Genomic DNA, 21,024 nt, shown 5'->3' on the forward strand with positions numbered 1-21,024 from the left:
GACTACGTGGCGGCTCGAAGGTCGCGCGGCGCGCGGGGCATGCCCAGCCCGGCCATGGCAATGATGTCACGCTGGATTTCGTTGGCCCCGCCGCCGAAGGTGTTGATGACCGCGAACCGGTAGGCGGCTTCCAGGGCGCCCCGCAGCGGGGCGTCGGCGCCGCGTCGTAACCCGTTGTGGTCCAGCACTTCCAGCAGCTGGCGGGCGACCTGCTGGGTCAGTTCGGTGCCGAACACCTTGGCCGCGGATGCTTCCCCCATACTCAGCACGCCCTTCGTCATCGCGGCGTTGACCCGCAGGTTGATCAGTTTGTACGCGGCGACCTGGGCCTCGACGCGGGCGAGCGCGAGCCGCACCCACGGCTGGTCGATGACGCGGCCGCCGTCGAGTTCGGTGGTGGCGGCCCAGTCCAGCGTCTTCTCGAACAGCGGCTCGAGCCCGGCGAGGTTGCCCAGGGCCGCGCGCTCGAAGTTCAACTGCGTGGTGATCAGCTGCCAGCCCTGGTTCTCGCCGCCCACCAGCGTGCTCACCGGCACTCGCACGTCGTCGTAGAACGTGTAGAACGTCGAGACGCCCGGCATGGTGTGCAGCGGCTGCCAGGAGAACCCGGGCGACGAGGTGGGCACGATGAGGATGGAAATGCCCTTGTGCTTCTTGGCATCCGGGTCGGTGCGCACGGCCAGCCACACATAGTCGGCGTACGCGGCGCCGCTGGTGAACATCTTCTGGCCGTTGATCACGTATTCGTTGCCGTCGCGCACCGCCGTGGTGCGGATCGAGGCCAGGTCGCTGCCGGCGCCGGGCTCGGAGTAGCCGATCGCGAACTCGACGCTGCCGTCCAGGATCGCCGGCAGGAACTTGCGCTTCTGCTCCTCGGTGCCGCACTGCATCAGCGTCGGCCCGACCGTGTTGAGCGTCACCAGCGGGATCGGGGCGTCGACCCGGCGAGCCTCCTCGGCGAAGATGAACTGCTCGATCGCCGAGAAGCCGCGCCCGCCGTACTCTTTGGGCCAGCCGACCCCGAGCAGGTCGGCCGCCGCCAGGGCGCGGATGCACTCCCGGACCTCCGGGCCACCCTCCATGCGTTCGCGGACCGCGGCGGCCCGCTCGGGCGTCATCACCCGCTCCAACGACGCGCGGATCTCTGCGCGCAGCCGTTCCTGCTCGGGCGTGTACTCGAGGTGCACCGTCAGGCCCCGAGCCGTACCGGCATGCGCTTGACCCCGGGCACCATGGTGGCCCGCATCCGGTCCACCTCGCCCACCAACTCCAGCCGGGGAAACCGGCGCAGCACCTCCTCGAACAGTACGCGCGCCTCCAGGCGCGCCAATTGCGCTCCCACACAGGAATGTTCGCCACAGCCGAAGGCGATGTGCGGGTTGGGGTTGCGGGTGACCTTGAACTGCTCGGCGTCGGGGCCGAAGATGTCCTCGTCGCGGTTGGCCGACCCGTAGAGCATCACCACGACGTCGCCCGCGGCGATGCGCCGGCCGCGGATCTCGACGTCGGCGGTCGCGGTGCGCGCCATGTGGACCACCGGGCTGTTGAAGCGCAGCATCTCCTCGACCGCACCAGGGATCAAGCCGGGATCGTCGGCCAGCAGGCGGCATTGGTCCGGGTGGGCGATCAGCGCGCACGTGCCCAGCGCGATCAGGTTGCGGGTGGTCTCGTTGCCGGCGACCAGCAGCAGGAATGCGAAGTTGAGCAGGTCCTCGTCGGTGAGGCGGTGCCCGTCGATCTCCGCGCCGGCCAGCACCGACAGCAGGTCGTCGCGGGGCTCGGTGCGCCGTGCCGCGATCAGCTTCTGGAAGTACTCGTAGAGCTGGCCCATCGCGACCATCGAGTCGAGTTCGATCTCCGGGTCGGCGGTTCCGGTGGCCGCGTCCGACCACGCCCGGAACTGCTCCCAGTCGTCGGGCGGGGCGCCGATCAGCTCGGCGATCATCCGGGTGGGCAGCGGGGCGGCGATCTCCTCGGCGAACTCGTGCACCGAATCCGGCTGCAGGGGATCGAGGATGCCCCGCACGATCTCGCGGATCTTGGGCTCGAGCACCGCCACGCGCCGCCGGGTGAAGCCCGAGTTGATCAGCTTGCGCAGCTGCCGGTGCCGCGGCGGGTCGGTGAAGATGAGGTTGCCCTCCTGCACGGGATTGGCCATGTGCGGGTCGGGGATGGTGATGCCCTTGGTCGAGGTGAACAGGGCCGGGTTGCCCGACACGAACCGGATGTCCTCGTATTTCAGCAGCGCCCAGAAGTTGGTGACATCGTTCCAGCAGACCGGGTTGGTCGCGCGCAGCTCCCGGTACGCCGGGTAGGGGTCGCCGGCGTAGAAATCGGGGGAGTGCAACAAAGAAGCGGGCAAAGTGGTCTGCACGGCAGGCCTCCTGACCAGAAGATCCGACATATTGATGCAATATGTCTTGCGCCGTTGTGTCTACTCCAGGCGGACAGCTCTGTCAACGGGGCAGACACGCATTGAAATACGCGGAAATTCGCGTCTGCAGTGATTGACGTCACGTCGTCATAGGTGAACACTGTCTCCCGAGATGACCGACATTCGGTGAGGAAGCGCATGGCCGAGTTACACCCTCCGGGTCCCCTGGTCGACACCTATCGGCTCTACATCGACGGCGCGTGGGTCGAACCGGAGGACGGGCGCTACGACGACGTCGACCCGGCGACCGAGCAGGTCATCGCCGGCGCCCCCGACGCGAGCGTCGCGCAGGTCGGCGACGCGATCGCGGCCGCGCGCCGCGCTTTCGACGACGGCCCCTGGTCGGCGATGGGCCCCGAAGAGCGGTCCGGCTGCCTCAACCAACTCGGCGCCGCGCTGCTCGAGCACGCCGACGAGTTCTTCGCGCTCTCGCAGGCGGAGTGGGGCTGCGTTGCGAACGAACGCATGATGCAGATCGACGGCGCCGGATACACGTCCATGCACGCCGCCCAGTTGGCCACGCAGCTGGTCGACGAGCCGGTCACCGGGATCGGCGCCGGTACCACCGTGCTGCGGCACGAGCCCCTCGGTGTGGTGTCCATCCTGACGCCGTGGAACTTCCCGCACATTCTCAACGTCATGAAGGTGAACAACGCGCTGGCCGCGGGCAACACCGTCCTGCTCAAGCCGTCGCCGCTGACGCCGCTGGCCGGGCTCGCGCTGGCCCGAATCATCGACGAACACACCGACATTCCCCCCGGGGTGGTCAACGTCGTCACGCCGTCGGGCCTGCAGGCCGCCAAGCTGCTCACCACCGACCCGCGCATCGACATGATCAGCTTCACCGGCAGCTCGACCGTCGGGTGCGAGGTCATGCGCTCCGCCGGCGACGCCATGACCCGGCTCCTGCTGGAGTGCGGCGGCAAGTCGGCGAGCGTCGTCCTGGACGACGCGACCGTCACCGACGAGATGCTCGAGCAGCTGCTGTTCAACTGCTGCTCACTGCACGCCGGCCAGGCCTGCATCCTGCACAGCCGGCTGCTGTTGCCCGAGAAGCTGCACGACGACGTCGTCGACCGGCTGGTCACGCTCGCCGGCGACGTCAAGGTCGGCGATCCCCGGGATCCCGCGACGCGGATGGGACCGCTGATCAGCGCCGCGCAGCGCGACCGGGTGCAGGCGCACGTGGACGGGGCGGTCAACGACGGAGCGAAACTGGTGACCGGGGGCGGCCGCCCGGCCGGGCTGGATACCGGGTTCTATTTCGAGCCAACGATTCTCACCGAGGTCGACCCGGACTCGGCGATCGCCCAGGAGGAGGTCTTCGGCCCGGTGCTGACCGTGCTGCGCTACTCCGGGGACGACGACGCCGTGGCGATCGCGAACAACTCCCGCTACGGGCTGTCCGGCGCCGTGTGGGGCACCGACGTGGACCGGGCGGTCGCCGTCGCCCGCCGCATCCGCACCGGGCAGGTCGCGATCAACGGCGTCGGGCCCGGCGACGCCCCGTTCGGCGGTTTCAAACTGAGCGGATTCGGCCGGGAGAGCGGCGGGATCCGCGGGCTGCACCAGTACACGGAGGTGAAGGCCATCGGGATCCCCGCATGACGGGGCCGCTGGCCGGGCTGCGCGTCGTCGAACTCGCCGGCGACATCTCGGGCCCCTACGCCGGCAAGCTCCTCGCCGACCTCGGCGCCGAGGTCACCAAAGTCGAGCCGCCCGAAGGGGATCCGCTGCGCCGGTGGGGCCCGTTTCCCGGTGGTGTCGCCGACCCGCAGCGAGCGGGCTTGTTCGAATACCTCAACGCCGGAAAGCGCATGACCGCAATGGATTCCGCCAACACACGCGAGCTCGTCGCCGGCGCGCACGTCCTCATCGAGGATTTCGCACCCGGCACGCTCACGGACCGGGGACTCGGCGCCGAGGCGTTGGAGCGGCTGAACCCGAACCTGGTGCGGCTGAGCATCTCCGCGTTCGGCCGGTCGGGGCCGTGGCGTGATCGGCGCGCCACACCGCTGACCCTGCAGGCCGCGTCGGGCTGGGTCAGCGCCCGCGACCCCGACCGCCCGCCGGTGCAGGTCGGCGCCCGCATCTGCGAATACGTCGCGGGCGCCTACGGCGCGCTGGGCGCGCTGACCGCGCTGCGGCTGCACCCCGCCGGCCGCGTCCGGGAGGTGGACGTCTCGCAGCTGGAGTGCCTGCTCTCGACGCTGCCGTATCCGATGTTGATGGCGCAGCGGATGGAACGCCTTGGCCTGCCGGCGAACATGCGCTCGGCGCCGATGCTCGGTGTCGTGCGGGCCGCCGACGGGTGGGTGGGCATCAACTGCCTGACGGGGCAGCACTGGCTCGACGTGTGCGCGATGCTCGGCCTGCCGGAGTACGGCGAGCAGCAGCTCGCGATCATGATGGGCGGCCCGGAGCGCGACGAATTCTTCGCCGAGGCCGAGCCGTGGCTCGCCGGCCGGACCGTCGCCGAGATCGTCGAACTGGCCCAGGCGCTGCGCGTCCCGGCGTCCCCGGTCAACGACGGCGCGACGGTGCTGGACTGCCCGCAATACGCCGAACGCGGGTTCTTCCAGGCGGGCGGCGGCGCCGGCTGGCCGTTCCGGCGGCCCGGTCCCGCGTTCCGATTCTCGGAAGCCGCTGTGCAGCAACAGGAGCCGGTAGTCCCGGCGGCGGATGCGTTGCCCTTCGCGGGGCTGCGGGTGCTCGACCTCACCACGTTCTGGGCCGGGGCGTACCTGACCTGCTACCTCGGGGCGTTCGGCGCCGACATCGTCAAGGTCGAGTCCATCCAGCGTCCCGACGGCCACCGCTACTCGGGGGCGTTGGCCTACGAGGGCGACGACTGGTACGAGCGCAGCCCGATCTGGCAGGGCACCAACCTCAACAAGCGCGACCTCACGCTCGACCTGACCTCGCAGCGGGGCCTCGAGATCGCCCGCCGGCTGGCCGCCCAGGCCGACGTCGTCGTGGAGAACTTCTCCCCGCGCGTGGTCGAGCACTTCGGTCTGGACTACGAGTCGGTGGTGGCGCTGAACCCCGGCGTGATCATGGTGCGGATGCCCGGCTACGGCCTGCACGGCCCCTGGCGCGACTACGTCGGCTGGGCGCTGAACTTCGAACAGACCGCCGGGATGTCGGCGGTCACCGGCTATCCCGAGGGGCCGCCGTGCAACCCGCAGGGGCCCGCCGACCCGATCGTCGGCGTGCACGCGGGCGTCGCGCTGCTGGCCGCGCTCGAGCACCGCAACCGCACCGGAGCGGGCCGGCTGATCGAGATCGCCCAGATCGAGGTCGCGGCCTGCCTCACCGCGGAACCGGTGATCGAGTACTCGATGAACGGCGTCGTGCGTCCGCGCGAGGGCAACCGGCGGCGCGGGTACCTGCAGGGTGTCTACCCGACCGCGGACGACGCCTGGGTCGCGCTGTCCGTGCCCGACCGGGACGGGTCCGACCACGACGCCTTCGACGGGATCGTCGGCGCCTGGACCTCGACGCAGACGGCCGCGGAGATCGTGCAAACCTGCGCGGCGCATGGCATCGCGGCCGAGCGAGTCAGCACCGGCGAGGACATGTACGGCATCCCGCAACTCGACGCCCGCGGCTACTACGAGGAACTCGAGCACCCCGTCACCGGGGTGCACCGCTACCCGGGGTGGCCGTTTCGCATCACCCCCGGCCCGGCGCGGCACCACCGCAGCGCCCCGCCCACCCTGGGCCGGCACAACGACGAGATCCTGCGCGGCCTGGGCCTTTCCAGTGATGAGGTGGCGTCGCTGCGCGCGGCTCGGGTGATCGGCGAGCGGGTGCTGAACGCGTAACCGCGGCTGAAGGCGTCAGCGGCGATAGGCATGCGCGCGGTGCTCGATGCGGCCGATGTACAGCACGCGGTCGTCCTCGAGCGCCCGGAATGTGACGCGGTAATCGCCGCGGCGCGCGAGGCGCCAGCCTTCGAATTCGAATCGCAGCGGCTTGGACAGCCGGTACGGGTCAGCCGGCAATGTGAGGGTGATGAATTCGGCGATCGCAGCGGCGACTCGGTGCGCGAGCCGGTCGAGGGAGCGCGACGCCGACGGCGACAGCTGGACGGACCACGGTGTCTTCGGCCCGGTCACTTCAAGCCGTAGCGCCGGCGAATCTCTTCGCCGCTGACCGTCTTTCCGGCGGCGTAGTCGGCGTCGGCCTGGGCGAGCTCGTCGGCCACGCCCGGCGTCCGCAGCGCGTGCAGAGTCTCGTTGAGCGACTCGAGGTCGTCGGCGGACATGAGAACTGCCGCGACGCGGCCGTGCCGGGTGATCTGGATGATTTCGTGGGTCGTGTCGGCCTCGTCGACCAGCGCGGAGAGCTTGTCCTTGGCCTCGGTCAGCGGCACCGTCTTCATGAGTCCGCAGTATAGCCCGGACCTTGGCCAATCAATGGCTCGATAAATAGCCGGGAGAAACCGATGTCGCTAGGAGGCCGCTTCGTGGCACGAGAGCTCCAACTGCCCAATCAACCGCAGGGCGGTCGGCTCCCCGCGAGGCTTTGGTAAACCGCTCGTCACATGCCAAGCTGCTGGGCATGGCCATCGAGATCGCCCGCCCCAAGCTCGAAGGAAACGTCGCGGTCGGCGAGGACCGCCAGATCGGCTTCGCCGAGTTCGGCGACCCGCAGGGGCGTGCGATGTTCTGGCTGCACGGGACCCCCGGTGCCCGCCGTCAGATTCCGGTCGAGGCTCGCGTCTACGCCGAGAACCACCACATCCGCCTGATCGGCCTGGACCGACCCGGAATCGGCTCGTCGACACCCCACCGCTACGAGAACATCCGGGCGTTCGGTGACGACCTGCGCACGATCGCCGACACGCTGGGCATCGACAAGATGGCCGTCATCGGCCTGTCCGGCGGCGGCCCCTACGCGCTGGCCTCCGCCGCGGTGCTGCCCGACCGGGTGGTCGCCGCCGGCGTGCTCGGCGGCGTCGCGCCGTTCGTCGGCGACGAGGGCATCACCAGCGGCCTGATGAACCTGGGCAAGCGGGTGGCGCCGCTGCTGCGGCTGGGCGGTGACCCGCTGCGGATCGGCGCGAGCCTGATGGTCCGGATGATCCGCCCGGTGGCGAACCCCGCGCTGTATCTGTACGCCGCGATATCGCCCGAGGGCGACCGGCGCCTGCTCACCCGGCCCGAGTTCGGGGCCATGTTCCTCGACGACCTGCTCAACGGCAGCCGCAAGCAACTGGCGGCCCCGTTCAACGACGTCATCCTGTTCACCCGGGACTGGGGATTCCGGCTCGACGAGGTCAAGGTCCCGGTCCGCTGGTGGCACGGCGACCACGACCACATCGTTCCGTTCGCCCACGGCGAGCACGTGGTGTCGCGGCTGCCCGACGCCGAGCTCTATGTGCTGCCGGGCGAAAGCCATCTGGCCGGGCTGGGGCGCGGCGAGGAGATCCTGGCCACCCTGATGAAGATCTGGGACGAGCAGTAACCTGCTCACGTGCTGCTGGCTTCCCTGAATCCCGCGCTGGTCACCGCCACCGACCTCGCCGACGCGGTACGCATCGACGGCGTCGCGTTGAGCCGCGGCGACCTGCTCGGCGCCGCGACGTCGGTGGCCGAACGGGTCGCCGGCGCTGACCGGGTCGCGGTGCTGGCCACGCCCACCGCGGCGACGGTGCTGGCGGTCACCGGCTGCCTGATCGCCGGCGTCCCGTTCGTCCCGGTGCCGGCCGACATCGGTACGTCCGAACGCCGCCACATGCTCACCGACTCCGGCGTGCAGGCCTGGCTGGGGCCCCCGCCGGACGAGCCGGAAGGGTTGCCGCACATCCCTGTCCGGCTGCATGCGCGCTCCTGGCACCGGTATCCCGAGCCGCCGCCCGATGCCACCGCGATGGTCATCTACACCTCCGGCACCACCGGGCTGCCCAAGGGGGTGGTGCTGAGCCGGCGCGCGATCGCCGCCGACCTCGACGCACTGGCCGAAGCCTGGCAGTGGACCGCCGAGGACGTCCTGGTGCACGGACTGCCGCTGTTCCACGTGCACGGCCTGGTTTTGGGCCTGCTCGGGTCGCTGCGCGTGGGAAACCGCTTCGTGCACACCGGAAAACCGACACCGGCCGGTTATGCCCAGGCGTGTGCGGAAGCCGGCGGCACGCTGTACTTCGGGGTGCCCACGGTGTGGTCGCGGGTGGTGGCCGACGAGGGCTCCGCGCGGGCGCTGAGCCGGGCGCGGCTGCTGGTCTCCGGCAGCGCACCGCTGCCGGTCCCGGTGTTCGACGGGCTCGCCGGGCTCACCGGGCACCGGCCCGTCGAACGCTACGGCGCCTCGGAGTCGCTGATCACGCTGTCCACGCGCGCGGACGGTGAGCGGCGCGCCGGCTGGGTCGGCCTGCCGCTGCCCGGCGTGCAGACCCGGCTGCTCGACGAGGACGGCGGCCCCGCGCCGCACGACGGGGAAACCGTTGGCAGGCTGCAGGTTCGCGGGCCGACGATGTTTGACGGCTACCTCAACCGGCCGGACGCCACCGCCGAGGCGTTCGACACCGACGGCTGGTACCGCACCGGGGACGTCGCGGTCATCGACGGCGGCGGGATGCACCGCATCGTCGGGCGCGAGTCCGTCGACCTGATCAAGTCCGGCGGATACCGCATCGGTGCGGGCGAGATCGAAACGGCCTTGCTCGGGCATCCGGGCGTGGGCGAGGTGGCCGTCGTCGGGGTGCCCGACGACGACCTGGGCCAGCGCATCGTCGCCTACGTCGTCGGGGCGCCGGACGTCTCCGCCGACGAGTTGGTCAACCATGTCGCCCAGGAGCTTTCGGCCCACAAGCGGCCGCGCGAGGTGCGCTTCGTGGATTCGTTGCCCCGCAACGCCATGGGCAAGGTGCTCAAGAAGCAGTTGCTGTCCGAAGGCTGAGAGCGCGGCCTGTCCCCGAGCACGACGGCGCGGCGTCGCGCTACCGTCGTTACCGTGTCGATCCACACGGACCCCGGCGTCACGCCGATGAGGCGGGTGGCGGCCGCCTGTCTGGTCGGCTCCGCCATCGAGTTCTACGACTTCCTCATCTACGGCATCGCGGCGGCGCTGGTGTTCCCCACCGTGTTCTTCCCGCATCTGAGTCCGGCAATGGCCACGGTCGCCTCGATGGGCACGTTCGCCACCGCGTTTCTCTCCCGGCCGCTGGGCGCGGCCGTGTTCGGGCACTTCGGGGATCGGCTGGGCCGCAAGAAGACGCTCGTCGCCACGTTGCTGATCATGGCCGTGTCCACGGTGGGGGTGGGCCTGGTGCCCACCCCCGCGGCCATCGGGGGCGCCGCCCCGCTGATCCTGATCGCCCTGCGGGTGCTGCAGGGGTTCGCCGTCGGCGGCGAGTGGGCGGGGTCGGCGCTGCTGAGCGCCGAGTACGCGCCCGCGGGCCGGCGCGGCCGGTACGGCATGTTCACCCCGCTGGGCGGGGGTGTCGCGCTGGTGCTGACCAGCCTGGTGTTCCTCGGCGTGAACGCGACCATCGGCGAGCGCAGCGCCGCGTTCCTGCAGTGGGGGTGGCGGGTTCCGTTCCTGATCAGCGCCGCGTTGATCGTCGTCGCCCTGTACGTTCGGCTCAACATCGGGGAGACCCCGGTGTTCGCGGGCGAGAAGGCCCGCAACGCCGTCACCGAGGCGCCGATCAAGGAGGTGCTGCGCCGCGAGTACCGCACGATCGTCCTGGCCGGTGGCAGCGTTGTCAGCGGATTCGGATTCGTCTACATGGCCAGTACGTACCTGGCTCGGTACGCGCAGAGCGAACTGGGGCATTCCCGCACCCTCATCCTGGTCGTCGGGGTGCTGGGCGGGTTGGCGAGCATCGCGCTCGTCGCGGTCTCTGCGAGCCTGTCCGATCGGGTCGGGCGACGCCGGATGATGCTGGTGGGGAGAGTGGCGTCGCTGCCGTGGTCGCTGGTCGTGATCCCGCTGATGGACACCGGCAGCCCCGTCCTGTTCGCGGTCGCGATCGTGGGCATGTACGCCGTCGGCGCCATCGCCGCGGGCCCCACGGCGTCGTTCGTGCCCGAACTGTTCGCCACCCGCTACCGCTACACCGGCGCCGCGCTGTCCAGCAACCTCGCGGGCATCCTCGGCGGGGCGTTGCCGCCGCTGATCGCCGGGACTCTGCTGGCCAGCTTCGGCAGCTGGGCGCTGAGCCTGCTGCTTGCCGCGCTGGTGTCGGTCAGCCTGGTGAGCACCTACTTGCTGCCGGAGACCAACGGGGCGGCGCTGGGGTCGGCCGCGTCGCCCGACCTGCAGCGCAACGGCTGCCGCTGACTCAGTTGGCGTGCAGTTCGGCGTTGAGCGTGATGCCCCGGCCGTCGCGGGCCACCACCTCGACTGACCCGGTGCGCGAATTGCGGCGGAACAGCATGTTCCCGGCGCCGGAGAGCTCCCTGGCCTTGACCACTTTGCCGGCCGGCGTGGTCACCTTGGTGCCCGCGGTGACGTAGAGGCCGGCCTCGACGACGCAGTCGTCGCCGAGCGAGATGCCCAGCCCCGCGTTCGCGCCCAGCAGGCAGCGCTTCCCGATCGAGATGACATCCGTACCGCCGCCGGACAGCGTGCCCATGATCGATGCCCCGCCGCCGACGTCCGACCCGTCGCCCACCACCACACCGGCGGAGATGCGGCCTTCGACCATCGACGCGCCCAGCGTGCCGGCGTTGAAGTTGACGAAGCCCTCGTGCATCACGGTGGTGCCCGGGGCCAGGTGGGCGCCCAGGCGCACCCGGTCGGCGTCGGCGATGCGCACCCCTGTCGGCACGACGTAGTCGACCATCCGCGGGAACTTGTCGACACCGTAGACGGTCACCGGTCCGCGGCGGCGCAGCCGGGTCCGGACCGCCTCGAACCCGTCGACGGCGCAGGGCCCGTGGTTGGTCCACACCACGTTGGTCAGCACCCCGAACAGCCCGGTGGCGTTCAGGCCGTGCGGGGCCACCAGCCGGTGCGAGAGCAGATGTAACCGCAGGTAGGCGTCGTAGGAGTCGGTCGCGACATCGTCGAGCGAGCCGATCACCGTGCGCACCGCGACGGTCTCGGTGCCGCGGTCCTCGTCGCGGCCGACCAGCGCGGCCAGGTCCGGGGGAACGTCGGACGCGGCGAGCCGCGAGGTGGTGGTGGTGCCCGATTCGGTCAATTCCGGTGCGGGGAACCAGGTGTCGAGGATCGATCCGTCCGAGGCCAGCGTCGCCAGCCCGATTCCTGCAGCTCCAGTCACGGCGGTCAGGTTACTTTCTCCGGCCGAGCAGACACAAAAGCGCCCTCTTTGGGGCCGCAAATAGGAGCTTTTGCGTCTGCTCGGCATACTTGGGATCGTGCTGGACTTGCGCGGGGACCCGATCGAGTTGACCGCGGCGCTGGTCGACATTCCCAGCGAATCGCGGCACGAGGCGCGCCTGGCCGACGAGGTGGAGGCCGCGCTGCGCGCCCAGACGTCGGGCTTCGAGATCGTCCGCAACGGCAACGCCGTCCTGGCGCGCACGTCGCTGGGCCGGCCGTCGCGGGTGCTGCTGGCCGGACACCTCGACACCGTCCCGGCCGCCGGCAACCTGCCCAGCCGCCGCGACGGCGACCTGCTGTGCGGCTGCGGGGCCGCCGACATGAAGTCCGGTGACGCGGTGTTCCTGCACCTGGCCGCCACCGTGGCCGACCCCGCGCACGACCTGACGCTGGTGTTCTACGACTGCGAGGAGATCGAGGCCGCCGCAAACGGCTTGGGACGCATCGAGCGCGAGCTTCCGGACTGGCTGGCCGCCGACGTGGCCGTCCTGGGCGAGCCCACCGGCGGCTACATCGAAGCCGGCTGCCAGGGGACGCTGCGCGTGGTGATCGGGGCCACCGGCACCCGCGCGCATTCAGCGCGTTCCTGGTTGGGCGACAACGCCATTCACAAGCTGAGCCCGGTCCTGGACCGGCTGGCGCGATACCGGGCGCGCTCCGTGGACATCGACGGGTGCACCTACCGCGAGGGCCTGTCGGCGGTGCGGATCGAGGGCGGTGTGGCCGGCAACGTGATCCCCGACGCGGCCTCGGTGACGGTCAACTTCCGTTTCGCGCCCGACCGGTCGGCGGCCGCCGCGCTGGCGCACGTGCACGAGGTGTTCGACGGGCTCGACGTGGCAATCGAGCAGACCGACGCCGCATCGGGCGCCCTGCCCGGGCTGGCGCAGCCCGCCGCCAGGGCCCTGGTCGAGGCCGCCGACGGGCGCGTCCGGGCGAAATACGGCTGGACGGACGTGGCGCGGTTCGCCGCCCTGGGCATCCCGGCGGTCAACTTCGGGCCCGGCGACCCCAACGTCGCGCACAAGCGCGACGAGGCGGTGCCGGTGGGCAACATCACCGCGGCCGTGGACGTGTTGCGGGCATACCTGAGCGCATGAGTGCCGAGCCGGCCAATCGCGGCCATATCGGCGTCCCCCTGGCGGTCCTCACCGCCCTGTTGGATCGGCTTGGACACCACGAACCGGCCGCCATCATCGGCGGTTTGGCCGTCGATCCCCTCGGCGCGGCGGGCTTTCCCGAGATCATCACGACGGTCACACACCTTCACGAGGTCCTCGGCGGCCAGATCTACGAATCGTCACTCGCACGGGCGAGGGCATGGGCGTTGCCGTTGCCGAGGTGGCCGCCTACGCATACGACCAAATCGAGCGGGTCCGCACGGAACCGCAGGCGGTCTCGGAATAAGCGGAGAGTTGTGCCCGACGTGCGTAGCTCACCGTCGCACCACTTGCTACACTTCGTCGGTGGCCAGGACCATCGCGCAGCGTGAGCTCCGCAACGACAACGCCAAGGTGATCGACGCGGTGGCTGCGGGGGAGACGTTTGTCGTCACCCGCAACGGTGAGCCGGTGGCCGAGTTGAGCCCGATCCGAACCGGTCGCCGCCGCACCTTCGTCTCCCGCGACGACGTCGCGGCGCTGGCGGCCGCCGCCGCCGTGCGCATCGACCACCGCCGGTTCCGCGCCGACCTGGACCGGTCGATCGACCAGGGCCTCTGAGCCGTGGCGTCCGGCCTTCTCGACACCTCGGTGGTCGTCGACTGGCATGACCCGGCCGTGATCGCCGCGCTGCCCGACGAAATGGCGATCTCGGCGATCACCGCGGCCGAACTGGCGTCCGGTCCGCATTTGGCCGGCGACCCGGTCGAAGCGGCCAGGCGGCAGGCCCGGCTGCAGGAAGTCGAATCGATACTGGAACCGATTCCCTTCGACGCGGCGGCCGCGCGCAGTTATGGACTCGTCGTCGCCGCCGTGGTCGGTGCAGGCCGGATGCCGCGGAGCCGTTTCGCCGACCTGCTGATCGCGGCGACCGCGCACGCGAGCGGCCTCGATCTCTACACCCGAAACGGGGCGGACTTCGCCGGGCTGGACGGCCTGGTCCGGGTCTTCGACGTCTGAGCCGTCTGAGCCATCGGGGCCATCGGGGCGTGACGACCAACTCGACGCTGCCGACGCCCGCGTTCGCGACGACGGCCAGCACGGGCGCGTTGGGCGCCGAAACCACTTGCCGCCGCCCACGCCGGGGCGCCCTCGCCCTGGAACGCCTCGTTGTACGAGGTCCCGATGGAAGTCGAGCAGGCTGACCATGCCGTGCGACGCGACCGGCGACGCGGCGCCAGTGGTCAGCGCGGTGATCAGCGATCCGACCGCAACCAGACTGGCCGCACGGGAAGGGCGGATCTGCATCGTGCCTTCAACCCGCGTTGCTCACGGGCTCGGAGCCACTGCAAACCGTGATGGCTAATGGTCGCTGCGGCAACATGATCGGGTCACGGTTCGCGCACAATGCGGCGCGCCGGTCAACGCTATCCGTCGCACCGCCGGGCCTGCGCGTCGGCGTCGGCGGCCGCCGCGCGCATCCCCACCGCGGCCAGCTCGCCGGACACCGTCTGCAGCGCGGCCGCGTCGCCAGCGGCCAGTGCCCGCGCGTGGGCGAGGGCGAGATTGCCGGTGAGACAATCGATCTCGTCGCAGAGTCGGGCCAACGGGTCCGCGGCGCGAATGTCGCCGAGCCGTACGGTCTCGTACCACGCCCGCAGCGCCGTGCCGGGCTGGCCGCCGCGTTCGGCCATGCGCGCGGCGTCCCGGGCGGCGGCCACCGCGCCGTGTGCGTCGCGCACCGCGGCCAGCCGCCAGGCCCGCGCCACACCGAGCTCGGGGGCGAACAGCGCCGACTTGGTGCCGTGGCGGGATTCGGCCCTGCTCAATGCCTTTGCCGCCGCGGCGGTGTCGCCCTGCTGCGCCAGCGCGGTGGCCAGCAGTGTCAACGACAGTGGTCCCCACGAATACCCCGTGCGTTCCAGCGTGGTGGCGGCCGGCCCGAGCAGCGCCGCGGCACGGCCGAATTCCCCGGCGGCGATCAGCACATGGGCCAGCAGGACCTCGCCGATCGCGCGGCCCGGCTGCTGTAGTTCGGCGAAATCGGTGAACTGCTGGGCCAGTTCGGCGGCCGCGTCGAGCCGGCCAGTCATCATCAGCGCAGTGGTCTGCCCCAAACCGATGGTGAAGCGCAGCAGCCCGGGATGCTCAGCGGCCAGGGCCCGTCGGGCCAGCGGCTCGACATCGTCGAACCGGCCCTGCCGCGCCGAGCACAGCGCGGCCGCGCTGGCGGCCCAGGCCACCGCCTGGTCGTCGGCCGCCGGCGACGCCAGCACCTCCCCGGCGATCTCGACGGCGTGGGCGACATTGCCCGCGTTCATCGCGAACGTGGCGCTCAGCGCCTGCAGGGTTGTCAACGAGGCGGCATCGGTGACCCGGTTGCGCACGGTCCGCAAAAACGCGGTCGCGCGTTCGGGTTCGCCGAGCATCCAGAACTGATTGGCCGCCCGCAACAGCGTGAACGCCATCAGCTCCGGTTCGGATAGCGCGGCCGGGTCGACCCCGGCCAGCACCGACTCGGCCTCGCGGCCGCGCCCCTGCCACGCCAGGGCATGGGCCAGTGGCAGTCGCGCCGCGAGGTCCCCGGAGCGGTCCAGCGCCGAGCGGGCCAGCCGCTCGCCCAGGTCGAGGTCGCCCAGCCGCAGGGCCTGCTCTGCGGCGGCGACCACCTCGGCGACCGGCTGCTGCGCGTCGCTGTCCAGCGCCAGGGACGCCAGCCGCAGCCGCTCGCTGAGATGCTCGGGCGCACGCCGGGACAGCAACGTCACGATCTCGGTGCGCCGCCGCCGGGCGCCGTCGGCTCCGAGCGCGGCCCGGGCCCGCTCGGCGAACAGCGGGTGCGCGGTGTAGACCACCGGCACGCCGCGTTCCCGCGTCTCCGCCGCGCCCCATTCCCGGGCCTGCTCCACCGCGCCGTCGCCGGCCAGCACCGCCAGGTCGGCCAGCGCCAGCGGCTCCTCGACGGCCAGGTAGTCCAGCACCGACCGGGCCGGCGCGGGCAAGGCGGCGATGAACGCGTCGACCTCGGCCGGGTCGGTCGGCCCGCCGGGCGCCTCGATGTCGATGCGGTCCAGCAGGGCGTCGGTCCACAGCGCCGCGATGGCCTCGGGGGCGGCGTCCGCACGGGCGGTGACGATCAGCCGGGCGGTGCCGGCCAGCGCCAACTGATAGACCAGCGTGGCCGACAGGATGTCCAGCTCGTGGGCGTCGTCGACGACCAGCAGCAGGTCTTCACCGCCCGCCGCCAGCGAGGCCCGGGCCGCCCGCAACAACGCCGCCGGCTTGCCGATGTCCGCGATCGCGACCAGATGGCCGAAGGCCCCGAACGGCACCGCCCGTTCGCTCGGGGTGCCGGTGACCCACCTGGCGAGCACGTTGGGGTGCCGGCGGGCGAGGTGCTCGGCGGCCAGCCGCGCCAACGTGGACTTGCCGACGCCGTCGGGTCCGAGCACTACCGCACCGGCGCCGTCGGCCAGGGCGTCGTTCAGCCGGTCCAGCGCCGCCGCATGCCGCGGAACGTTCCATCGAATCGGCACTGCCGGATCTTATTGCGCGGGCGAGCCCCGGCGGGGCGCATCGGCGGGCGTGCCGTCGGGGGCTTGGTCTACCTTTGGCGGATATGGGTCCGGGAGGCAATCCGTCAGGCAGCTGGGCTGTCTGCGTCTACTGCGCGTCCGCGCCGACTCATCCCGAATTACTCGGCCTGGCCGCCGAACTCGGCGAGGCGATCGCCGAGCGCGGCTGGACCCTGGTCTGGGGTGGTGGCCGCGTGTCGGCGATGGGGGCGGTCGCCGGCGCGGCGCGGGCCCGCGGCGGCCACACCGTCGGCGTCATCCCGCAGCACCTGATGCGCCGCGAGATCGCCGACACCGACGCCGACGAGCTGATCGTCAGCGACACGATGCGCGACCGCAAGCGCACGATGGAAGACCTCGCCGACGCGTTCATCGTCCTGCCCGGCGGCGTCGGCACCCTCGACGAGCTGTTCGACGCATGGACCACCGGCTACCTCGGCATACACGGCAAGCCGATCGTGCTGCTGGACCCGCTGGGGCATTACGAGGGGCTGTGGGTGTGGTTGTGCGGGCTGGCCGACCGCGGTTACGTCTCGCAGGCGGCGATGGACCGGTTGGTGCTGGTCGACAAGGTGAGCGCCGCGCTGGAGGCGTGCGCGCCCGCCTGAGTCATCCCTCAGCGGGCCGTCCCCGGCCCGCGTCGTCGCCCGGCGGGGTTGGATGGTCGGACTCCTCAGCGGGCCGTCCCCGGCCCGCATCGTCGCCCGATAGGCTGGCCGCCGAGCTGGACGGTGCGCAGGAATGAGGGGTCGACGTGTCCGATCACGACGGGGGAATGCGCAAGGCGGTCGGCCTGACCGACATCGCATTCAGGCTGCCGGGCGTACTTGCCGACCTGCCGGTCATCCTGCGCGGGGCGCTGACGGGTCTGCTGGCGCGGCCGGGTTCCCGGAAGTCGATCGGCACGGTGTTCCAGGACCGGGCCGCCCGTCATGGCGACCGGGTCTTTCTGAGGTTCGGCGACCAGGAGGTGACCTACCGTGACGCCAACGCGGCCGCCAACCGTTATGCCGCGGTGCTGGCCGCGCGCGGCGTCGGCAAGGGTGACGTCGTCGCGATCATGCTGCGCAACTCGCCCAGCACCGTGCTGGCCATGCTGGCCACGGTCAAGTGCGGTGCCGTCGCCGGGATGATCAACTACCACCAGCGCGGCGAGGTGCTGGCGCACAGCCTGGGCCTGCTGGACGCCAAGGTGTTGATCGCCGAGACCGACCTGGTGAGCGCGGTCGCCGACTGCGGAACCGCCGGCAGCACCGAGACGCTCACGGTCGAAGACCTCGAGCGGTTCGCCATGAGCGCCCCGGCCACCAATCCGGCGTCCGCCTCTTCCGTGCAGGCCCGTGACACCGCGTTCTACATCTTCACCTCGGGCACCACGGGATTCCCCAAGGCCAGCGTGATGACGCATCGCCGGTGGTTGGCCGCGCTGGCCGCGTTCGGCGGCATGGGCCTGCGGCTGAAGAGCTCCGACGCGCTGTACTGCTGCCTGCCGCTTTACCACAACAACGCGTTGACGGTGGCGTTGTCCTCGGTGATCAACTCCGGGGCGACGCTGGCGCTGGGCTCGTCGTTCTCGGCGTCCAAGTTCTGGGACGAGGTGATCGCGAGCGAGGCCACCGCGTTCATCTACATCGGCGAGATCTGCCGCTACCTGCTCAACCAGCCGCCCAAGCAGACCGACCGGGCGCACAACGTGCGGATGATCGCGGGAAACGGGCTGCGCCCGGAGATCTGGGACGAGTTCACCGAGAGGTTCGGCATCGGCCGCGTTTGCGAGTTCTACGCCTCGAGCGAGGGCAACGCCGCGTTCATCAACGTCTTCAATGTGCCCCGGACCACCGGACTGTTCCCGATGCCGCTGGCCTACGTGGAGTACGACCCCGACACCGGCGCACCGCTGCGCGACGAGAGCGGGCGGGTGCGCCGGGTCCCGGCCGGCCAGCCCGGCCTGCTGCTCAGCCCGGTCAACAAGCTGCAGCCGTTCGACGGCTACACCGACCAGGAGTCGAGCGAGAAGAAGTTGGTGCGCAACGCATTTCGCGAGGGTGACTGCTGGTTCAACTCCGGGGACGTGATGAGCCCGCAGGGCCTTTGGCACGCCGCCTTCGTCGACCGGCTCGGCGACACCTTCCGGTGGAAGGGCGAAAACGTCGCCACCACGCAGGTCGAGGCGGCGCTGGCGTCCGACGGCTCCGTCGAGGACTGCACGGTGTTCGGTGTCGAGGTGCCCCGCACCGGCGGGCGCGCCGGCATGGCCGCGATCAAGCTGCGCGAGGGTGCCGAGTTCGACGGGCAGTCGCTGGCCCGCGCGGTGTATTCGCAGCTCCCCGCGTATGCCTTGCCGCTGTTCGTGCGGGTGGTGGACTCGATCGAGCAGACCACGACGTTCAAGAGCCGCAAGGTGCAGTTGCGCGACCAGGGTTACGGTCCCGACGTCAAGGACCCGCTGTACGTGCTGGCCGGCCGGGAGGAAGGCTACGTGCAGTACTACGACGACTACCCCGACGAGGTGGCGGCCGGTAAGCGACCGCGGGGCTGAAGGGCCCGGGGCCGTCGGTTCGAGCCGGTAAGCGACCGCAGGGCTGACGTGAGACGCCCCTGCGTGCGCCGAGATCGACGTTTTGCAGCTGGAGTGCGAGCAGCGGCCTGCAAAACGTCGATCTCGGCGCAATGGGGCCTGCGCGCCGCGGGGTTTGCGGGAACCAGGCACCATGTATGCGTGCAGTCCACGCTGTGCGGCCGCCCGGTCGCAGGGGATCGCCCGCTGATCATGGCGATCGTCAACCGCACCCCGGATTCGTTCTACGACCGCGGTGCGACCTTCAGCGACGGCGCGGCCCGGGACGCGGTCCACCGGGCCATCGCCGACGGCGCCGACGTGATCGACGTGGGCGGTGTCAAAGCGGGGCCCGGTGACAGCGTCGACGCGGCCACCGAGATCGCCCGCCTGGCGCCGTTCATCGAGTGGCTGCGCGGCGCCTATCCGGACCAGCTGATCAGTGCCGACACCTGGCGTTCGGAGGTGGCCAGGGTGGCCTGCGCCGCCGGCGCGGACCTGATCAACGACACCTGGGGCGGCGTCGACCCCGCCCTGCCCGCGGTGGCCGCCGAGTTCGGCGCGGGACTGGTGTGTTCGCACACCGGGGGCGCGCTGCCGCGCACCCGCCCGTTCCGGGTGAGTTACGGTACATCGGCCCGCGGCGTGGTGGACGACGTGATTCGCCAGGTCACCGGCGCCGCCGACAGGGCCGTTTCGGCCGGGGTGGCCCCCGACAGGGTGCTCATCGACCCGGCCCACGACTTCGGCAAGAACACCTTCCACGGGCTGGCTCTGTTGCGTCACGTGGGCGATCTTGTTAACACGGGGTGGCCGGTGCTCATGGCTTTGAGCAACAAGGACTTCGTCGGGGAGACTCTTGGAGTGGAATTGACCGAGCGGCTCGAGGGAACATTGGCGGCCACTGCGCTGGCGGCGGCCGCGGGCGCGCGAATGTTTCGGGTGCACCAGGTCGCGGCCACCCGGCGGGTTCTGGAGATGGTGGCCTCGATCCAGGGAACGCGCCCGCCCGCGCGCACCGTGAGGGGACTGGCATGACGGCATCCGAATTGGTCGCCGGCGAACTGACGGGTGAGGGGGCCGTGTCCGCCCGACCGGGGGATGTCTGGCTGCGCGACCGCTGGCACCGGCCCGGCTGGACCGTCGAGGCGCTGGAGGCCGCGAAGGGCGGGCGGACCATCTCCGTGGTGCTGCCCGCCCTCAACGAGCAAGACACCGTCCAATCGGTGATCGAGAGCGTCTCGCCGCTGATCCGGGACGGCGGGGGCCTCATCGACGAACTGATCGTGCTCGACTCCGGCTCGACCGATGACACCAAGAACCGCGCCATCGCCGCGGGCGCCCGCGTCGTCAGCCGGGAACAGGCGCTTCCCGAGGTGCCGCCCCGGCCGGGCAAGGGCGAGGCGCTGTGGCGCTCCCTGGCGGCCACCAGCGGCGACATCGTGGTGTTCGTCGACTCCGACCTGATCGACCCGCACCCGATGTTCGTGCCGTGGCTGGTCGCTCCGCTGCTCACCGGCGACTGCGTTCACCTGGTGAAAAGCTTCTACCGGCGACCCCTGCAGGTCGGCGACGCCGACGGCACCGCGGGAGAGACGGGCGGCGGGCGGGTCACCGAACTGGTGGCCCGGCCGCTGTTGGCGGCGTTGCGGCCGGAGCTGGGCCTCATCCTGCAGCCGCTGGGCGGGGAGTACGCCGCGAGCCGGGAATTGCTGACCTCGCTACCGTTCGCCCCGGGCTACGGCGTGGAGATCGGCCTGCTGGTCGATACCTTCGACCGGTTGGGGCTCGACGCGATCGCCCAGGTCAACCTGGGTGTGCGGGCTCACCGCAACAGGCCGCTGGCCGAACTGGGGGCGATGAGCCGTCAGGTCATCGCGACCCTGCTCTCACGCTGCGGGATCCCCGACTCCGGGGTCGGGTTGACCCAGTTCCTCTGTGGCGGGCCCGAGGGTTTCGGCTTCATCCCGCACACCTCGCCGGTGTCGCTGGCGGACCGGCCGCCGATGAAAACGGTCCGGCCACGTTGATCCCCGGGCTGTCGGCACGATAGGGCAGTAT

The 21,024-nt window shown here is 71.0% G+C and carries 18 protein-coding genes; 12 read left to right on the top strand and 6 right to left on the bottom strand.

All coding sequences use genetic code 11. The annotated features are described in order from the left end of the window. Nucleotides 1-2: 2 nt before the first annotated feature. On the bottom strand, nt 3-1,187 hold the full coding sequence (locus AB8998_RS08760; RefSeq protein ID WP_369737522.1) for an acyl-CoA dehydrogenase family protein: 1,185 nt from the start codon (nt 1,185-1,187) through the stop codon (nt 3-5). A 2-nt stretch (nt 1,188-1,189) separates the two neighbouring features. Then, nucleotides 1,190-2,404, bottom strand: coding sequence for a cytochrome P450 (locus tag AB8998_RS08765; RefSeq protein WP_369737523.1), 1,215 nt, complete (start codon nt 2,402-2,404; stop codon nt 1,190-1,192). Nucleotides 2,405-2,572: 168 nt separating this feature from the next. Between AB8998_RS08765 and AB8998_RS08770 the strand changes: the two genes are divergently transcribed. Continuing rightward, entirely contained in the window at nt 2,573-4,042 is a 1,470-nt protein-coding gene (locus AB8998_RS08770) for an aldehyde dehydrogenase family protein (RefSeq protein WP_369737524.1), read from the top strand. Further along, nucleotides 4,039-6,261, top strand: coding sequence for a CaiB/BaiF CoA transferase family protein (locus tag AB8998_RS08775; RefSeq protein WP_369737525.1), 2,223 nt, complete (start codon nt 4,039-4,041; stop codon nt 6,259-6,261). Before AB8998_RS08770 ends, AB8998_RS08775 begins: the two co-directional genes overlap by 4 nt. Before the next feature lie 15 nt (nt 6,262-6,276). Here AB8998_RS08775 and AB8998_RS08780 read toward each other — a convergent pair whose 3' ends face one another. Together AB8998_RS08780 and AB8998_RS08785 are read right to left on the bottom strand one after the other, a co-directional pair. Further along, on the bottom strand, nt 6,277-6,555 hold the full coding sequence (locus AB8998_RS08780) for a type II toxin-antitoxin system RelE family toxin (protein ID WP_369737526.1): 279 nt from the start codon (nt 6,553-6,555) through the stop codon (nt 6,277-6,279). Beyond that, entirely contained in the window at nt 6,552-6,821 is a 270-nt protein-coding gene (locus AB8998_RS08785) for a type II toxin-antitoxin system Phd/YefM family antitoxin (RefSeq protein WP_369737527.1), read from the bottom strand. The genes AB8998_RS08780 and AB8998_RS08785 overlap by 4 nt, the downstream gene beginning before the upstream one ends. A 179-nt stretch (nt 6,822-7,000) precedes the next feature. Here AB8998_RS08785 and AB8998_RS08790 point away from each other — a divergent pair, with 179 nt between their 5' ends. The 3 genes from AB8998_RS08790 (at nt 7,001) to AB8998_RS08800 (ending at nt 10,723) form a co-directional block, all read left to right on the top strand. Beyond that, nucleotides 7,001-7,906, top strand: a complete 906-nt coding sequence (locus tag AB8998_RS08790; RefSeq protein ID WP_369737528.1) for an alpha/beta fold hydrolase — start codon at nt 7,001-7,003, stop codon at nt 7,904-7,906. Nucleotides 7,907-7,915: 9 nt separating this feature from the next. After that, on the top strand, nt 7,916-9,337 hold the full coding sequence (locus AB8998_RS08795) for an acyl-CoA synthetase (protein ID WP_369737529.1): 1,422 nt from the start codon (nt 7,916-7,918) through the stop codon (nt 9,335-9,337). Between the two features lie 87 nt (nt 9,338-9,424). Beyond that, nucleotides 9,425-10,723, top strand: coding sequence for an MFS transporter (locus AB8998_RS08800; protein WP_369741482.1), 1,299 nt, complete (start codon nt 9,425-9,427; stop codon nt 10,721-10,723). Nucleotide 10,724: 1 nt separating this feature from the next. Here the strand turns inward: AB8998_RS08800 and dapD are convergent, their stop codons facing one another. Next, nucleotides 10,725-11,678: a 2,3,4,5-tetrahydropyridine-2,6-dicarboxylate N-succinyltransferase gene (gene dapD / locus AB8998_RS08805; RefSeq protein ID WP_369741483.1), complete on the bottom strand. Its 954-nt coding sequence runs from the start codon at nt 11,676-11,678 to the stop codon at nt 10,725-10,727. 88 nt (nt 11,679-11,766) lie between these two features. On the opposite strand from dapD, the gene dapE reads away from it, so the two are divergent. From dapE to AB8998_RS08820, 3 genes are all read left to right on the top strand, one after another. After that, a complete protein-coding gene (dapE, locus tag AB8998_RS08810; RefSeq protein WP_369737530.1) occupies nt 11,767-12,831 on the top strand; it encodes a succinyl-diaminopimelate desuccinylase in 1,065 nt (354 codons plus the stop codon). 366 nt (nt 12,832-13,197) lie between these two features. Next, entirely contained in the window at nt 13,198-13,452 is a 255-nt protein-coding gene (locus tag AB8998_RS08815; protein WP_369737531.1) for a type II toxin-antitoxin system Phd/YefM family antitoxin, read from the top strand. A 3-nt stretch (nt 13,453-13,455) separates the two neighbouring features. Next, entirely contained in the window at nt 13,456-13,851 is a 396-nt protein-coding gene (locus AB8998_RS08820; RefSeq protein WP_369737533.1) for a type II toxin-antitoxin system VapC family toxin, read from the top strand. Nucleotides 13,852-14,258: 407 nt separating this feature from the next. Here the strand turns inward: AB8998_RS08820 and AB8998_RS08825 are convergent, their stop codons facing one another. Continuing rightward, on the bottom strand, nt 14,259-16,367 hold the full coding sequence (locus AB8998_RS08825; RefSeq protein ID WP_369737535.1) for an AAA family ATPase: 2,109 nt from the start codon (nt 16,365-16,367) through the stop codon (nt 14,259-14,261). An 83-nt stretch (nt 16,368-16,450) separates the two neighbouring features. Between AB8998_RS08825 and AB8998_RS08830 the strand changes: the two genes are divergently transcribed. From AB8998_RS08830 to AB8998_RS08845, 4 genes are all read left to right on the top strand, one after another. After that, the gene (locus AB8998_RS08830; protein WP_369737536.1) at nt 16,451-17,014 is read left to right on the top strand and encodes a TIGR00730 family Rossman fold protein; all 564 of its coding nucleotides are present in this window, start codon (nt 16,451-16,453) and stop codon (nt 17,012-17,014) included. A 146-nt stretch (nt 17,015-17,160) separates the two neighbouring features. Further along, on the top strand, nt 17,161-18,945 hold the full coding sequence (gene fadD6, locus AB8998_RS08835) for a long-chain-acyl-CoA synthetase FadD6 (RefSeq protein ID WP_369737537.1): 1,785 nt from the start codon (nt 17,161-17,163) through the stop codon (nt 18,943-18,945). Nucleotides 18,946-19,176: 231 nt separating this feature from the next. Further along, a complete protein-coding gene (folP, locus tag AB8998_RS08840; protein ID WP_369741484.1) occupies nt 19,177-20,001 on the top strand; it encodes a dihydropteroate synthase in 825 nt (274 codons plus the stop codon). After that, complete coding sequence (locus AB8998_RS08845; RefSeq protein ID WP_369737538.1) at nt 19,998-20,993, top strand: glucosyl-3-phosphoglycerate synthase; 996 nt, start codon at nt 19,998-20,000, stop codon at nt 20,991-20,993. The genes folP and AB8998_RS08845 overlap by 4 nt, the downstream gene beginning before the upstream one ends. Nucleotides 20,994-21,024: the final 31 nt, after the last annotated feature.

Source organism: Mycobacterium sp. HUMS_12744610, from assembly GCF_041206865.1.
Taxonomy (GTDB): domain Bacteria; phylum Actinomycetota; class Actinomycetes; order Mycobacteriales; family Mycobacteriaceae; genus Mycobacterium; species Mycobacterium servetii.

Excerpts from the sequence above, each read along its gene's own strand:
- AB8998_RS08765 (WP_369737523.1), bottom strand. The coding sequence starts at position 2,404 with ATGTCGGATCTTCTGGTCAGGAGGCCTGCCGTGCAGACCACTTTGCCC.
- AB8998_RS08770 (WP_369737524.1), top strand. The coding sequence starts at position 2,573 with ATGGCCGAGTTACACCCTCCGGGTCCCCTGGTCGACACCTATCGGCTC.
- AB8998_RS08775 (WP_369737525.1), top strand. The coding sequence starts at position 4,039 with ATGACGGGGCCGCTGGCCGGGCTGCGCGTCGTCGAACTCGCCGGCGAC.
- AB8998_RS08785 (WP_369737527.1), bottom strand. The coding sequence starts at position 6,821 with ATGAAGACGGTGCCGCTGACCGAGGCCAAGGACAAGCTCTCCGCGCTG.
- AB8998_RS08790 (WP_369737528.1), top strand. The coding sequence starts at position 7,001 with ATGGCCATCGAGATCGCCCGCCCCAAGCTCGAAGGAAACGTCGCGGTC.
- AB8998_RS08800 (WP_369741482.1), top strand. The coding sequence starts at position 9,425 with ATGAGGCGGGTGGCGGCCGCCTGTCTGGTCGGCTCCGCCATCGAGTTC.
- AB8998_RS08830 (WP_369737536.1), top strand. The coding sequence starts at position 16,451 with ATGGGTCCGGGAGGCAATCCGTCAGGCAGCTGGGCTGTCTGCGTCTAC.
- folP (WP_369741484.1), top strand. The coding sequence starts at position 19,177 with ATGGCGATCGTCAACCGCACCCCGGATTCGTTCTACGACCGCGGTGCG.
- AB8998_RS08845 (WP_369737538.1), top strand. The coding sequence starts at position 19,998 with ATGACGGCATCCGAATTGGTCGCCGGCGAACTGACGGGTGAGGGGGCC.